11 protein-coding genes and 1 pseudogene are annotated in these 15860 nt (G+C 68.7%); 9 read left to right on the top strand and 3 right to left on the bottom strand.

The features are described from left to right. Genes ACFXOO_RS11875 through ACFXOO_RS11865 form a run of 3 tightly spaced genes read left to right on the top strand, consistent with a single transcriptional unit; the run spans position 1 to position 5488 of the window. Complete coding sequence (locus ACFXOO_RS11875; protein WP_378843142.1) at positions 1-837, top strand: alpha/beta hydrolase fold domain-containing protein; 837 nt, start codon at positions 1-3, stop codon at positions 835-837. Further along, positions 834-3251 (top strand): glycoside hydrolase family 2 TIM barrel-domain containing protein, encoded by a 2418-nt coding sequence (locus ACFXOO_RS11870; RefSeq protein ID WP_394563697.1) that lies wholly within the window; start codon positions 834-836, stop codon positions 3249-3251. The genes ACFXOO_RS11875 and ACFXOO_RS11870 overlap by 4 nt, the downstream gene beginning before the upstream one ends. Beyond that, positions 3248-5488 carry a family 78 glycoside hydrolase catalytic domain gene (locus ACFXOO_RS11865; protein ID WP_394563696.1) on the top strand — a complete coding sequence of 747 codons (2241 nt, stop codon included), beginning with the start codon at positions 3248-3250 and terminating at the stop codon, positions 5486-5488. The genes ACFXOO_RS11870 and ACFXOO_RS11865 overlap by 4 nt, the downstream gene beginning before the upstream one ends. Before the next feature lie 19 nt (positions 5489-5507). Here ACFXOO_RS11865 and ACFXOO_RS11860 read toward each other — a convergent pair whose 3' ends face one another. Both ACFXOO_RS11860 and ACFXOO_RS11855 read right to left on the bottom strand, forming a co-directional pair. After that, positions 5508-6320 (bottom strand): IclR family transcriptional regulator, encoded by an 813-nt coding sequence (locus ACFXOO_RS11860; RefSeq protein WP_394563695.1) that lies wholly within the window; start codon positions 6318-6320, stop codon positions 5508-5510. 39 nt (positions 6321-6359) lie between these two features. After that, positions 6360-6914 (bottom strand): carboxymuconolactone decarboxylase family protein, encoded by a 555-nt coding sequence (locus tag ACFXOO_RS11855; RefSeq protein WP_394563694.1) that lies wholly within the window; start codon positions 6912-6914, stop codon positions 6360-6362. Positions 6915-7047: 133 nt separating this feature from the next. On the opposite strand from ACFXOO_RS11855, the gene ACFXOO_RS11850 reads away from it, so the two are divergent. The 6 genes and pseudogenes from ACFXOO_RS11850 to ACFXOO_RS11825 all read left to right on the top strand — a co-directional run bounded on the left by ACFXOO_RS11850 (position 7048) and on the right by ACFXOO_RS11825 (position 14153). After that, entirely contained in the window at positions 7048-7932 is an 885-nt protein-coding gene (locus ACFXOO_RS11850) for an alpha/beta hydrolase (protein WP_394563693.1), read from the top strand. An 84-nt stretch (positions 7933-8016) separates the two neighbouring features. Further along, positions 8017-8832 carry an SDR family NAD(P)-dependent oxidoreductase gene (locus tag ACFXOO_RS11845; protein ID WP_394563692.1) on the top strand — a complete coding sequence of 272 codons (816 nt, stop codon included), beginning with the start codon at positions 8017-8019 and terminating at the stop codon, positions 8830-8832. Between the two features lie 28 nt (positions 8833-8860). Continuing rightward, positions 8861-9640, top strand: a complete 780-nt coding sequence (locus ACFXOO_RS11840; RefSeq protein WP_378843156.1) for an SDR family NAD(P)-dependent oxidoreductase — start codon at positions 8861-8863, stop codon at positions 9638-9640. Between the two features lie 32 nt (positions 9641-9672). Then, a pseudogene (locus ACFXOO_RS11835) lies at positions 9673-10547 on the top strand (fumarylacetoacetate hydrolase family protein). A 9-nt stretch (positions 10548-10556) separates the two neighbouring features. Then, positions 10557-11432, top strand: coding sequence for a fumarylacetoacetate hydrolase family protein (locus ACFXOO_RS11830; RefSeq protein WP_394563691.1), 876 nt, complete (start codon positions 10557-10559; stop codon positions 11430-11432). A gap of 12 nt (positions 11433-11444) precedes the next feature. Then, positions 11445-14153 carry a family 78 glycoside hydrolase catalytic domain gene (locus tag ACFXOO_RS11825; RefSeq protein ID WP_394563690.1) on the top strand — a complete coding sequence of 903 codons (2709 nt, stop codon included), beginning with the start codon at positions 11445-11447 and terminating at the stop codon, positions 14151-14153. A gap of 153 nt (positions 14154-14306) precedes the next feature. On the opposite strand, the gene ACFXOO_RS11820 is transcribed toward ACFXOO_RS11825, so the two are convergent. After that, a complete protein-coding gene (locus tag ACFXOO_RS11820; protein ID WP_378843163.1) occupies positions 14307-15842 on the bottom strand; it encodes a peptide MFS transporter in 1536 nt (511 codons plus the stop codon). Between the last annotated feature and the right edge of the window lie 18 nt (positions 15843-15860).

The following is a 15860-nucleotide window of genomic DNA, read 5'->3' as shown; positions in this document are numbered from 1 at the left end:
ATGTCAGCGATCCTCGAGATCGACGTCGCGCAGCCGATCGGATTCCGCCCGTTGTCGATGGATCTTCGGGTCCCGGATGCCGCGACCCACGATCACCCGCCCGTCGTGGTGTTCCTGCACGGCGGGGGATGGATGCGCGGCAGCCGCCGGGTCTTCACGCCCGGCATCAGTGACGAGAGATCCTTCGACCGGATCGTGGCGGCCGGCTTCGCCGTGGCCTCCTGCGAGTATCGGCTGAGCGGCGAGGCCACTTTCCCCGCGCAACTCAGCGATGTGGACGCGTCCATCGACTGGCTGCATGAACACGGTCACGAGTACGGGGTGGATGCCTCGCGGATCGCACTCTGGGGGGTTTCGGCCGGAGCGACACTCGCGGCGCTGACGGGACTGCAGCGCCGCGACGTGCGCGGAGTCGTCGACTGGTTCGGCCCTGCCGACCTCTTCGCGATGGCCGCGCACGAGACGGGAGAGCCGCCCGAAGAGACCCGGGAGGCCCGGTGGATCGGCGCGCCCGCAGCCGAGCGGCCGGACAGCGCACGCGCCGCCAGTCCGGTCCATCAGGTGCACCCGGGTGCTCCTCCGTTCCACATCTCGCACGGTACAGCCGACTCCCACGTGCCGATCACCCAGAGCGAGGCGCTCGCCGATGCGCTCCGTGCCGCCGGCGGCGAGGTCGAGTTCCACCGGGTTCCGGGCGGCGAGCATTTCTGGCGAGGGCTCGAGGACACCGCGACGGTGTTCGACCGGGCGATCGATTTCCTGCAGCGCGTCTCCGGCTCCATGGCTGGGCGCGTCACCGGCTCGACGACACACAGAACGAACGGACCGACATCGTGACAGTCACATCCTTCACCGCGGGTTGGACGCACCGCGCCCCTACGGGGCCCTTCGCGAGCGCCGACCGCGAGCAGGTTCCCCCCGTCGTCGTGCGCCTGCCTCATGATGCGCTGCGGGACGAGTCTCGCCGACCGGACGTTCCAGGGAGAGGGGCCGGCGCCTACTACCCACCGATCGCACGAACGTACTCGAAGACGTTCGACGTGCCCGCGGGGTGGGAGGGGCGCATCGTCCGGCTCGAGGTGCAGGGCGCCTACCGTCGCGCCCAGGTCTTCGTGAACAACGAATTCGCGGGCAATCGTGCCGACGGTTACGCGCGGTTCTTCGTCGACATGACGCCGTTCCTGCGCTTCGGCCAGCCGAACGAAGTGCGCATCGAGGTACGCGCCGGCGAGGACTCCCGCTGGTACGCGGGCGCCGGCATCCACCGCCCCGTCCTTCTGCACGTCGACGAACCCGTACACATCGCGCCGGACGGGGTCACCGTCACCACGGTGCGGATCGAGCACGATCAAGCTGTCGTGGATGTCGTGACGAAGATAGCGAACCGCGGGCTGATCACGCGGACGGTGAGGGTGGCCACGCGAATCTCGGATGAGCACGGAGCACAGGTCGAAGGCGATGAGAGCCCCGCGACGGTGCCGCCCGGCGACGTCATCCTCGTCCGCCAGCGGCTTTACATCCCGCAACCCGCGCTGTGGTCGCCGAGCTCGCCCGCGCTGCACACGGCCGACGTCTCGCTCGCGGGTTCGGATGACGTGACCGTCACCTTCGGCATCCGCACCGTCACCGTCGATCCGCGCAAGGGACTGCGTATCAATGGCGAAGCCGTTCTGCTTCGAGGCGCGTGCATCCACTCCGACAACGGTCCGCTCGGCGCCGCGGCCATCGGCCGCGCGGACGAGCGACGCATCGAGTTGCTCAAGGCTGCCGGGTTCAACGCGATTCGCGCTGCCCACAACCCCGCCTCCATCGCCCTCCTGGATGCATGCGACAAGCACGGGATGCTGGTGATGGACGAGGCGTTCGATATGTGGACCCGTTTCAAGACTGCGAACGATTACGCGGCGGACTTCCCGCAGTGGTGGGCAGCTGATCTCGCATCCATGGTGACGAAGGACCGCAATCACCCCAGCGTCATCATGTACTCCCTCGGCAACGAGATCGTCGAGGTGGGCAGCGGGCACGGAGCTGGTTGGGCCCGCCGGATGGCCGAGCATGTGCGCGACCTCGACCCGACCCGCTTGATCACGAACGGAATCAACACGTTCCTGGCCGTCGTCGATGAGCTCCCGTCGATCCTCGAGGCGGGAGGTGGCGCGCTGAATGAGGCGATGGCGAACCCCGAGGAGGGCTTCAACGCGATCTCCGTCAGCGATGCCGTGACCACCCGCATCGAGGAGTCCAGTGCCACGCTGGACGTCCTCGGCCTGAACTACGCGGATGCGCGCTATGCGGTCGACCGTGAGCAGCTCCCGCATCGGATCATCGTCGGGTCGGAGACGATGCCGTCGGCCATCGGCCGGCTCTGGCCCATGGTCATCGAGAACCCCCACGTCATCGGGGACTTCACCTGGACCGGCTGGGATTACCTGGGCGAGGTCGGGATCGGCGCGACGGCGTACGCAGAAGACCCGGACGCGGTGCCCGGGCTCGAGCGCGAGTACCCGTATCTCACGGCATGGTGCGGTGACCTCGACATCACAGGCTGGCGCCGGCCGCTGTCCTTCTATCGCGAGATCGTGTTCGGATTGCGCGCCGAGCCGTACATCGCGGTGCAGCGTCCGGAGCATCATGACCACACGATCGCGGGCCGCGCGCCGTGGGGGTGGAGCGACAGCATTTCGTCGTGGGCGTGGCCCGGCTACGAGGGGCGTCCCGTCACCGTGGAGGTCTACGCGGACGCCGACCTGGTCGCGCTGCTGCTCGACGGGGACGAGATCGCCCGGGCTCAGATCGGAACGGATCGGCCGATGATCGCCGTGCTCGAAACGGAGTATCGACCGGGTGTGCTCGAGGCCGTCGCCTTCACGGATGGTGTCGAAACCGCCCGCACGACGTTGGCCACTCCGGCTGAGGGTGTCGCGCTCAGCGCCCGCGTCGATCGATCGGTGATCCGCGACACGGACGCCGATCTCGCCTATGTCGAAATCGAGCTGCACGATCCCGCGGACCGACTCGTCACCTCCGCCGACCGAGCCGTGACCGTCGAGGTGAGCGGCGCGGGACAGCTCGTGGGCATGTGCAGCGCGAATCCCCGAACCGAGGAGCGTTTCGACTCGTCGACCTGGCGCACTTTCGACGGCCGCGCGCTCGCGGTCGTGCGTCCGACCGGCGTCGGTGCGATCACGGTGGCAGTGTCCGCGGATGGTCTCGCAGGACTGTCGCTCCACATCGATGTCGCCGCGCAATGAACACCCCACCGGCGAAGATGATCGCGCCCGTCCACCCCACCGAGGCGGCCCCGCTCCTACGCCACGAGTTCGCGCTCGACGAGGGGCACGGGATGGTGACCCGAGCGATCCTGCGCACGAGCGCATTGGGCGTCGTCGAAGCGTGGATCAACGGCGTTCCGAGCTCCGACGAGCTGCTGGCACCGGGATGGACCACCTATGAGTGTCGCGTGCGCCTCATCGAGCACGACGTCACCGATGCGGTGGCTCCGTCCTCGACGGCAGTGATCGGGCTCCGTCTCGGGAACGGGTGGTACCGCGGCCACCTCGGGTTCACGGGTGCGCGCGCGGTCTACGGAGACGAGCGTGCCGGCTACGCGGAGTTGGACATCCACTTCGCCGACGGACACGTCCAGCGTGCGGTCTCCGACGGGTCGTGGCGCGCAGCATCCGGAGCAGTGCTCGCCGATGACCTCTACAACGGCGAGACGATCGATGCCCGCCTCCGCGACGACTCATGGCTTCGCCCGGGGTTCGACGAATCCGGGTGGGGCGACGTGCGGGTCGTCGAGTTCGATCTCGACCTGCTCGTGCCCCGAGTGTCGCCGCCGGTACGCCGGCTGTCCGAGCGAGCCGTCGAGCATGTGTGGAGCTCACCGTCGGGTAAGACCCTCGTGGACTTCGGGCAGAACCTCGTCGGTTTCGTGCGTGTACAGGTCAGCGGCCCCGCGGGCACCGAGATCGTCCTCCGGCACGCCGAAGTGCTCGAGCATGCGGAGCTGGGGGTGCGGCCTCTCCGGCGTGCCGAGGCGACCGACCGGTTCATCCTGAGCGGCGGCGATGACGTGTTCGAGCCGACGCTGACCTTCCACGGGTTCCGTTACGCCGAAGTCAGTGGCTGGCCGGGGGAACTGGATCCTGCCGCGCTGACCGCGGTCGTCGTGGGTTCCGACATCCGCCCCATCGGTTCGTTCGCCTGTTCCGATCCGCTGCTGAACCGGCTGCACAGCAACGTGGTGTGGGGGATGCGCGGGAACTTCCTCAGTGTGCCGACCGACTGTCCGCAACGGGACGAACGCCTCGGCTGGACCGGCGACCTCGCGGTCTTCGCACCCACTGCGGCCTTCCTGGGCGATGTCGAGCCGTTCCTGGCCGATTGGCTGACCGATGTCGAGCTCGAGCGGCAGGGCACCCCGCACGGCTCCGTCCCGGTCGTCGTCCCCAACGTCATGAAGTACCTCGACACCGGGTTCCCCGAGCCTGGGGCGACAGCGATCTGGGGTGACGCGGCTGTGTGGGTGCCCTGGGCGCTGTGGACCGCGTACGGGAACGAGCAGACGCTGCGCGACGCGTATCCCCTGATGACGGCGCACACCCGATCGGTCGCGGCGCTCCTCTCGCCCGACGGGCTGTGGGACAGCGGGTTCCAGTTCGGGGACTGGCTCGATCCGGATGCCCCGGCCGACGATCCCGGCAAGTCCAAGGCCCCGGCGGCCGTCGTGGCGACGGCATCCGCCTACCGCACGGCCGCGCTCGCAACCGAGGCCGCGCGGGTGCTGGGGGAGCGGGACGACGCGGAGGAGTTCGCGCATCTCCGCGACGCCATCGGCGAGGGTTTCCGCGCGCGGTACGTCGAGGGCGGACGTATCCTCAGCGACAGCGCCACCGTCTACGCCCTCGCGATCGCCTTCGACGTGCTCGGCGGCGACGATCGGCAGCGCGCGGGAGACCGGCTCGCCGAGGTGGTGCGCGAGGCCGAGTACCGGATCAGCACGGGCTTCGCCGGCACACCGTTCGTGACCGATGCGCTCACCGCGACCGGTCACATCGACGACGCGTACGCCCTGCTCCTGCGGCGAGAAGCGCCCTCATGGCTGTACGCGGTCACGATGGGCGCGACCACCGTGTGGGAGCGCTGGGATTCGATGCTCCCGGACGGATCCATCAATCCCGGTGAGATGACGTCGTTCAATCACTATGCGCTCGGTGCGGTCGCCGACTGGATGCACCGCACGGTCGCGGGCCTGGCGCCGCTCGCGGCAGGGTATCGCCGCATCCTCATCGCCCCGCAGCCCGGCGGAGGGCTGACGTGGGCGCGGGCCTCGCTCGAGACGCCGCAAGGACGGGCGTCGGTCCGGTGGGACCTCGAGGGCACCGATCTTCGTGTCGAGGTCACCGTGCCCGCCGGGACCGAAGCCGTGCTGCGGCTCCCCGGCCGCGAGGAGGAGACGGTCGGTGAGGGCACGCACGTCCGATGACGCGAGCCCCACACAGGGATCAGGTCGCGCGCAGCAGCCGGGAGATGTCGTCCGCCGTCTTCTGCAGCCGCGTCAAGAGCGGCCCGCGCAGGGCGGCGACGTCGTGACGGGACGAGGCGACGGCGATGTTGATCGCCGCCGCGGGCCGGTACGGATCGCGTCCGAAGACGGGCACCGACACCGACCGCAGCCCCGCCGCGACCTCCTGGTCCTGCAGCGAGTACCCCTGTTCGCGGATCAGCGCCAGTCTCTCGCGCAGTTCGTCGAGCGAACGGGCCGCGTTGGGTCCGGCATCCGTCGCGAAGTCATGACCTGCCAGGGCCGCGGCGAGTCCCGCGTCGGGCAGGTAGGCCAGCAGCAGCTTGCCCATCGACGTGTAGGCGGCCGGCAGCGTCGAGCCCACCTGGATGTTCGCGGTCACGAGGTCGGAGTTGCGCAGGCGCGCGAGATAGAGCACCTGATCGCCCACCAGCACACCGAGGTTGACGGTTTCGCCCGACTCCTCCGCGAGATGGCGCAGGGGCTGCTCGCTCAGCTGCACGATGCTCGATCCGCGCAGTGCCGCCGAACCGAGAAGCAGCACGGCGACACCGGGACGGATGCTCCCATCGGGCAGGCGCTCGAGATAGCCCCCCTCCTCGAGGGTGGCGACGACGCGGAACGCGGTCGGCATCGGGATGCCCGTGCGGTCGCAGATCTCCCGGAGCTTCAGCGACGTGACCGATTCGTCGAACAGGCGCAGGACGTCGAGCCCCTTGGCGAGCGCCTCGATGCGGTACCGGCTGCCGGTCTTCGCGGAATCGGCGGGCGCAGCCTCTTCGTCAGCTTTCATGGAGTGAAACCGTATCTCCTGACGACAACAGGTGCAATCTCACCGGACACGGAACACCCGCAGCTGCAGCGCCAGTGTCGCGTAGTAGCCCACGAGGGCCGTCAGCTCGAACACCCCGTCGACGCCGAGAAGAGCGGATGCCGCATCCCACTCGTCGTCGGAGAGGTCTCCGTCCAGCAATGCGACGACGGCTCTCCCGACCACCGCCTCACGACCGGCGAACGCCGAGACATCGAACGACCGGATAGCGGAGAGCTCGTCGTCCTCGAACCCGAGAGCCCGCGCGACCGCTTCGTGCGACTCCCGTTCGAAGTCGCTGTCCTCGTGGGCGGCGACCAGCAGGATCGCGAGTTCCCGCTCACGGTCGGCGAGCTTCGTCCGGTAGCGAATGGATGCACCGAGCTCCTGCTGCGCCGTTCCGAGGGCAGGCGAGCGCAGCATGATGTCGAACGGTCCCCGGAGCGACCCATCTGCTGCGGTGAGCGCGAAATGCTGCGGCCCCTGCGCCCGGGGCCCACCCACGATCGCGGCGTAGAGCAGGGCCTGGTCGGCGTCGAGCTCGGCGGGTGTGAGTGGTCTGATGCGGGGCGCCATCGATCCCGTCTCCTTCGTCGTCGTGAGTCCTGCGCTCGCCGGCGGTGTGGCTCGAGTTCAGCTGGCAAAAGTAGCTTTCTTTCAGTAAACCACGCCACAATGATCCGTACATGCGGAGTTCGAAGGAGATCTCATGTCGAAGACGACCGACCACACACTGCACGCCCATGGTTTCGACTTCGGGGTGCGGGTCTACCCGGCCACCGAGCCGAACGGCTCGGTGCTGGTCTGGCTGCACGGCGGAGCCTTCATGTTCGGCACGATCGACATGCCTGAAGCCGACGAAGTGGGCCGCCGGTTGAGTGCGGAGGGGACGACCGTGGTCTCGGTCGACTACACGCTCGCTCCCCTCGATGGCCTCGCGGGGCTGCCTGCGCCCGGCGAGAACACACCCGGCCCGAGCTCGGAGGAATTCGCCGCCGAGATCGCGGCGGCGGGTCTGCGCTCGCCCTACCCGACGGCGTCGCTGCAGACGGCCGCCGCGTTCACCTGGGCCCGCGACCACGCGACGCAATGGGGAGGCGACCCGGATCGGGTGTCGCTGGGGGGTGCCAGTGCGGGAGGAAACCTCTCGGCGGGCGCCGCCGTCAGGTTGCGGGATGCTGCGGGACCGGCGCCCGCCGCGCTGATGCTCGTCTACCCGGTGCTGCACTCTCCGCTACCGGAGGCCGACGTCGAGCTGCTCTCCCTCATGGAGGGGCTGCCGGCCGCGCTCACCTTCCCGCCCGAAGCGACCCGCGCGATCAACTCGGGCTACCTCGGCGGCGCCTCCGCCGACGAGGTGTACGCGTTTCCCGGCGGACACGACATGCGAGGGATGCCCCGCACGCTCATCGTCACCGCCGAACGCGACCGGCTGCGCACGTCGGGAGAAGCGTTCGCCGCCGATCTCGCGCTCGCCGGGGTCGACGTCACCCTCGTGAAGGAGCGCGGGGCGCTGCACGGATATCTTAACGAGATCGGCGACCCCGCCGCGGAGCACACACTTGCTCTGATGGCAGCCGGCCTCTCGGATTGACATCCCCGATCCGCTGCCGATAGATTCATACAGCGAAAGCAACTTTTGCTGGATGAAGACCAAGCGAATGGCAAGGAGGCGTCGATGTCGATCACGCCTGTGACCTCGGGCACTCCCGAGACCGGCTCCGCTGCGCTCGTGTCGGACGACTGGCTCGGGCTGCGCGGCGCGCGTGTGCTGATCGCCGGCGCCGGCGGCATCGGTGGCGCCTGCGCTCTCGCGTATGCCGGAGCCGGGGCATCCGTCGCCGTCGTCGATCGCGACCAGCGGGCCCTGGACGCCCTCGGTGCACAGTTCGAGGCGCTCGGCACGCGCCACGCGCTGATACCGGCCGACCTCACCGAGCACGGCTCGGGCCCGCGCGTCGTCGCCGAAGCGGTCGCCCAGCTCGGGGGCCTCGATGTGCTGCTGCACGCGGTGGGCATCAACGACCGGCGCCCCATCCTCGAATTCACCGAGGAGGAGTGGGACCACATCCTGCGGGTGAACCTCTCGACGCTCTTCGGTCTCGCCCAGGCGGCGGGTCGTCACATGGTCGCGCAGGGGTCGGGCCGAGTGCTCGCGCTCTCCAGCGTGTCAGGCCTGCTCGCACATCATTCCCATGGTCCGTACGCGGCGTCCAAGGGCGGCATCAATCAGCTGCTGCGCGTGATGGCCCGGGAATGGGCGGCGTCGGGAGTGACCGTCAATGCTCTGGCCCCCGGTTACATCGAGACACCGCTCACCGCCGGCGAGCTCGCCAAGCCGGGTAAGCGCGAGAACCTCGAGAGTCTCGTGCCGGCCGGACGACTCGGCACCCCCGACGAACTGACCGGACCGGCGCTGTTCCTGTCGTCACGTCACGCCGGCTTCATCACCGGCCACGTGATGTACATCGACGGCGGACGCACGCTGGTCTGAAACCACGCACCACAGAAGGAGAGCACGCATGACTCAGATCTTTCCCCGGTTCGCCGGCAAGACCGTCCTCGTCACCGGTGCCGGCACCGGGTTCGGCGCCGAGATCGCGGTCCGCGCCGCGCAGGAGGGTGCCACCGTGGCGGTGCACTACCGCTCGTCGAAGGCCGGCGCCGAGGCCACGCTCGAGCGCATCCGCGAGGCGGGCAGCGACGGCATCCTCGTGCAGGCCGACATCGGTTCGTGGGAGGCGATAAAGAGAATGGCCGACGAGGTTTTCGCGGCTTTCGGGACGCTCGACGTGCTGGTCAATAACGTCGGCGACGTCTCGAGCGAGCAGATGGCCTGGGACCAGCTGACCCAGGAGGCGCTCGATGCGGTGATCGACATCGACGTGAAGGGCACCCTGCTCATGACGCACGAGTTCGGCGAGCGGATGCTCGCTCAGGGGCACGGCAACATCGTCCAGGTGGGCTCGACCGTCATCGTCCGAGGGTCTGCCCGCGCTCCGCAGTACGCCGCCGCCAAGTACGCGATCCTCGGGATAACGAAGTCCTACGCCAAGGCCTTCGCACCGGCCGTGCGGGTCAACACCTTCGCCCCCGGCTTCATGGAGACCGAGCGGCTGCTGAACCGCGAGGACTGGAAGGGCGGCCGCCGCGAAGTGCTGCTCTCACAGACGCCGATGGGCGTCATCCCGCCCCCCGAGTTCGTCGCCGGCGCCTGCCTGTGGCTCGCCACCGACGAGGCCGCACATCTGACGGGCGGATACATGCTGGCCGATGGCGGCTTCAACATGGTCGGCGCTTAAGCGCTCATCACACCCCCGAACCAAGGAGAATCATGAAACTCATCACCTTCGACGGCGGCCGCGTGGGCCGCCTGGAACTCGAAGAGAACACCGTCATCGAACTCGACGTGCCCTCTACTCGCGAGTACTTCGAGCGTGGAGGCGACGTGCGGGAGACGGGCGAGCGTCTGCGGTACGCGGACGTCACTCTCGAGGCGCCCATCCGCCCCAAGAAGTTCTTCCACACGGCGGGCAACTTCGCCGACCACCACAAGGAGCTCACGGCGGTCGACTGGTCGCACCCGGTGCACAAAGGCATCGTGTTCTTCCAGAACGTCGACGCGATCATCGGCCCCGAAGACGAGATCGTCTACCCCGAGGGGCTGACGAAGGAGCTCGACTACGAGCTGGAGCTCGCGATCATCATCGGAAAGTCGGGCAAGTTCTCGGACCCGACGAAGCCGATGACTACATCGCCGGATTCACGGTGTTCAACGACATCACCGCCCGCGACATCCAGCGCAAGGAGATGGAGTCGGGGGTGTTCTCCTTCAGCAAGGGCATCGACACCTTCAACCCGATCGGTCCGTGGATCGTCACACGCGACGAAGTTCCCGACATGCACGAGCTTCCGATGCAGCTGCGCGTGAACGGCGAAGTCCGTCAGCAGGGCAACACGAATCAGACGCGCATCAGATTCCCCCACCTGGTCGCGTATCACTCGCCGCAGATCTACAGCGCAGGCGACATCATCACCACCGGAACGATCTCCGGCGTGGCCGCCGTTCAGCCCGACCCGTTCGAGTTCTACCTGAAACCCGGCGATCAGATCGAGGCCGAGATCACGGGCATCGGCACGCTGCGCAACAAGGTCATCGGCTGGGAGGAGCGCTACGGCGAGCCCGCCCCGCAGCGCGTGGACTGGTAGGACGACATCGTGAAGATCGCGAATCTGGATGGTCGGGCCCTCCTGATCCCGAAGGGCGCGGCGACGCATACCGGTGCCGTCGACGTGCAGCAGGCCTCCGACGGGCGCTTCGGTCCCGATCCGCAGACGCTCTTCGATGACTGGCCCGCGTTCTCACGGTGGGCGCAGGAATTCGAGGCGACGGATGCCGCAGCATCCGTCGCCCGGGTGCCGTTTGACGTCGAGGCGCTCGACGCGCCCGTCCCGCGCCCGCGCCAGGTGTTCGCGATCGGCCTCAACTACGCCGAGCATGCGGCGGAGGCGGGCTATCCGCCGGACGGCATGCCCGTGACCTTCACCAAGTTCCCGTCGTCGATCGTCGGCCCCCGCGCGGTCGTCGAACTGCCGGAGGGTCACGTCGACTGGGAGGTCGAGCTCGTCGTGGTCATCGGCCGCGAAGCGTTCCACCTCGATCGCGAGAGCGCGTGGGAACACGTCGCGGGTCTCACGATCGGTCAGGACCTCTCGGAGCGCATCACGCAGATGCAGGGCGCGGCTCCGCAGTTCAGCCTGGCCAAGTCGTTCCCCGGCTTCGGCCCGACCGGCCCGTGGCTGGTGACGCCCGACGAGGTGCACGGAAAAGACGACCTTTCGATCGCCTGCAGCCTGTCGGACGAGGGGATGCAGTCCTCGCGCACGTCGATGATGCTCTACGACGTGCCGGAGCTGCTGGTGCGCCTCTCGGCCGTCTGCACTCTGCTGCCGGGCGACATGATCTTCTCGGGGACACCGTCGGGCATCGGCAACCGGCGCACCCCGCAGCGGTTCATCGGCCCCGACGACGTGCTCGTCAGCGAGATCGAGGGTCTCGGCACCCTCACGACCCGGTTCACCGCCGCGCGCTGAGACGGTCGCACCATGATGAACCCGCGCACTGCGCGCGATCTGCGCGTCGAGTACCTGAGCCGGCCGATCGCCGTGGCGACGCGTGTGCCGCGGTTCTCGTGGATCGTCGATCACGCGCAAGAAGCGTTCGAACTCGAGGTGGCGACCGTCACCGGCCGTATCGTCTGGGCCTCCGGCCATCGGTACAGCGCCGAGACGTCGCTCCTCGAGTACGGCGGCGAACCGCTGCGTTCCGACACCGACTACACCTGGCGTGTGCGCAGCTGCGCCGAGGGCGCGTGGACGCCGTGGGCGTCGTCCTCCTTCGGCACGGGACTGTGGGATGCCGCGGACTGGGTCGCCTCCTGGGTCGAACCGGTCCAGCAGGATGCGGTGGTCGAGCGATGGAGCATCGTCGACTGGATCCGCGGAGGTGGTCCGGAGTCGCCGCCTGAGGACCGACTTCGCCCGCCACAGCTGCTGCGACAGCCCTTCGTCGTGCGGGAAGAGCTGGTGCGCGCGCGCCTCTACGCGACGGCACGGGGTGTCTACTCGGCTTCCGTGAACGGCCGCCGCGCCGACGACCAGGTGCTCGCGCCCGGGGCCGACGCGTACGAGCGTCGCATCTCCGTGCAGGCGTACGACATCTCCGCCGCCCTCGTCGAAGGCGAGAACGTCCTCGGCATCGCGTTGGCCGACGGCTGGTGGGCCGGACGCCTCGGCCTCACCGGATCGAGCGCCCAGTTCGGCACCCGGGTCTCGGCGATCTGGCAGCTGCATCTCGAATACGTCGACGGCACCACCGAGGTCGTGGCATCGGGACCCGACGTCCGCAGCGCACCCGGCCCGTGGGCGTACGCCGACCTCTTCGTCGGCGAGCGCTACGACCGCCGACGGGTGCCGGCGGGGTGGGATCTCGCGGGTTTCGACGATGGGGGATGGATGCCGGTGGCCGCGCTCGACGGCGATCATGACGTCCTCCGTCCCTTCGCGGGCGAACCGATGAGGCGCGTGCTCGAACTCCCCGCCGTGAGCGCCGACGACACGGCGGACGGGACGATCGTCGACTTCGGCCAGGTGATCGCCGGCCGGGTACGACTGCGCGTGCAGGGCGCCGAGCCGGGGCAGCAGATCACGATCGAGCACACCGAGACGCTCGCCGCCGAAGGGACGTGGTTCACGAACATCGCGGGCATCAACAAAGAGCAGACGGACGTGTTCATCGCGGCCGGTGGGGACGAGCAGTGGGAGCCGGAGTTCACGTTCCACGGATTCCGCTACGCCCGGGTGAGCGGTCTGCGGGGGCCTCTCGTGCTCGCAGACATCGTGGCGGTGGTGATCGCGAGCGATCTTGCGCAGACCGGGTCGTTCGCGGCATCCGATGCCCGCCTCGACCGACTGCATCAGAACGTGGTGTGGAGCCAGCGCGGCAACTTCCTCTCCGTGCCGATGGACTGCCCGCAACGTGAACGCGCCGGCTGGACGGGGGACATCCAGGCGTTCGCCGGAGCCGCGACCAACAACGCGCAGATCGCTCCTTTCCTCTCGCGCTGGCTCGAGAACCTGCGCGCCGACCAGCTGGACGACGGCCGGGTGCCGATCTTCTCCCCCCGGTCGCCCTTCGATGCCGAGGCGGCCGCGAACGCGCAGGGGATCGGCGCGATCGTGGCCGCCGCGGGCTGGAGCGACGCGATCGCCTTCGTGCCGTGGACGCTCTACGAGCGGTACGGCGACCGGCGGGTGCTCGAGGAGAACGTCGACGCGATGCTGCGGTGGATCGGATTCCAGCGTGCGGTGGCCGCGGCGGAGCTTCCCGCACGGCTCGCCGACGAAGAACTCGAGGACGACCGACGCCGTGCACAGGCCCTGCTCTTCAACACCGGCGACCACTTCGGCGACTGGCTCACCCCGTCCACGATGGCAGGGCGCCCGATCCACGAGGCCATCGGCATCGCCCCGGCCCTGACGAGCGAGTACGTGGCCCCGATGTTCCAGGCGCAGACCCTCACGGTCGCCGCGTCTGTGGCGACCGTCCTCGATCGCCACGCGCATGCCGCGGAGCTGCGCGACGATGCGGCGGCCGTGCGCGCGGCCTTCGCCGCCGAATACGTCGACGCGGAGGGCGATCTGCCCGTGCGACTGCAGGGCGTGTACGTGCTGGCGCTGGCGTTCGACATGGTGCCGCCGGCCCTGCGCCCCCGCACGGCGGCGCGTCTCGCGCAGCTCGTCCGCGAGAACGGCCACCGCCTGGACACGGGGTTCCTCTCCACCCCGTACCTGCTGGACGTGCTCTGGGAGGCCGGATACGCAGACCTCGCCCGCTCGATACTGTGGCAGCGCGAGATGCCGTCCTGGCTCTACGAAGTGGACCACGGTGCGACGACCATCTGGGAGGCATGGGATGCGATCGGCCCGGACGGCGAGATCCGGGCGATGTCCTTCAACCACTACGCGCCGGGCAGCGTCGACGACTGGCTCTACCGTCGGGTCGCCGGCATCCGCTCGACCTCGCCGGGATTCCGCTCCGCCGTCATCGAGCCCGACTTCGCGTGCGGGGTCGACGACGTGCGCGCGCACGTCGGCACACCGTACGGCGAACTGGCCGTGCACTGGCATCGGACGGCGGATGCGGCATCGGTCGTCGTCGCCGTGCCTTTCGGTGTTGCGGCATCACTCGTCACGGCATTCGGGACCGTGGACCTCGCTCCCGGGCGCTCCACGCACGAGGTGGATCTCAGCTGAGCACCTGGGGTGCTACCGCACCCCACTCACCGGGGCTCCGCCCCAGACCCCCTGGGGTGCTACCGCACCCCACTCACCGGGGCTCCGCCCCAGACCCCCTGGGGTGCTACCGCACCCCACTCACCGGGGCTCCGCCCCAGACCCCCTGGGGTGCTACCGCACCCCACGCATCAGGGCCAGCACCGGCTTCGTCGCCAGCAGCAGCGCGATGCCGATCCCGATGGCGATGAACCCGAGCACCGTGAAGTAGGGCACCTCGTTCTCGGTGTCGTAGAACTGCGCGAGCCAGCCCGCGATGCTCGTGCCGAGGGCCACGGACAGGAAGAACAGCGCCACCATCTGCGTGTGGAAGTGCGCCGGGGCGAGCTTCGTCGTCACCGACAGACCGACCGGCGAGACGAGCAGTTCGGCGATCGTGAAGACGAACAGGATGCCGACGATCGCCAGCAGCGGAGTCGAGTTGGGTCCGCCGCCCGCCCAGGGCAGGAACAGCAGGAACGCGAGACCCATGATGATCGTCCCGACGCCGAACTTGACGGGCGTCGAGGGCTGACGCGAGCTCATCTTGGTCCAGACGGCGGCGAACACCCCCGACAGGATGATGATGAAGACGGGGTTGATCGACTGCACCCAGGAGACCGGCATCTCCCACCCGAACAGCGAGCGGTCCAGCTTCTTGTCGGAGTAGATCGTCAGCACCGTGAACTGCTGCTGGTACAGCGACCAGAAGCCGACGCTCACGATGAACAGCGGGATGAATCCCAGCACCCGCGAGCGCTCGGTACCGGTGATCTGCCGCGACGCGATGATCACGATGAAGTAGGCGATCGCCGCACCGAGCGTGAAGAGGATGACGACGCCCGCCAGGTTGTCGGCTCGGATCACGCCGACGAGGACCAGCACCACGATCAAGGCGATACCGGCGAGCCCGATCCCGATCATGAGCGGATAGCGGCTCCGCGGCAACGGGTTCGGGATGATGCGCGACGTCGAAGGCAGCGACCGCCGCCCGAACGAGTACTGCACCAGTCCGATCGCCATGCCCACGGCGGCCAGGCCGAAGCCCCAGTGGAAGCCGACGGTGGTCTGCAGCAGCCCGGTCAGCAGCGGCCCGAAGAACGCCCCGAGGTTGATGCCCAGGTAGAAGAGCGAGAAGCCCGCATCACGGCGGGGGTCCTCGGGCGAATAGAGCGTGCCGACCACCGAGGTCGCGTTGGCCTTGAGTCCCCCCGAGCCGATCGCGATCAGCACGAGCCCGACCCCCACGCCGCCGACCCCGGGAATGAGGGCGAGCGCGAGGTGCCCTGCCATGATCACGATCGCGCTGAAGAACAGCACGCGCTCCGACCCGAGCAGCCGGTCGGCCAGCCACGCTCCGAGGATTGTGGCGAGGTAGACCGCTCCGCCGTATGCGCCGACGATCCCGGTGGCGACCCCTTCGTCGATGCCGAGACCGCCCTCGGCGGCGGAGTAGTAGAGGTAGATGAGCAGGATGCCCTGCATGCCGTAGAAGCTGAATCGCTCCCACATCTCCACGCCGAACACATGGGCGAGCGCGAACGGCTGACCGAAGAACCGCGTGTCGGAGTCGCCCTTGTTCTCGGCGTAGAGCGTGGCCGAATCGGTGCTCACGGCCGCGGCATCCTTCCCGCTCGCTGCCGACACGTCGCGTGGGTCGTCGTGGCTCATGGCGTCAGAGTAGCGCTC

It is taken from the genome of Microbacterium sp. P03 (assembly GCF_043556235.1).
Classification (GTDB): Bacteria; Actinomycetota; Actinomycetes; order Actinomycetales; family Microbacteriaceae; genus Microbacterium.
This window is presented reverse-complemented; position numbering and strand designations above follow the sequence as displayed.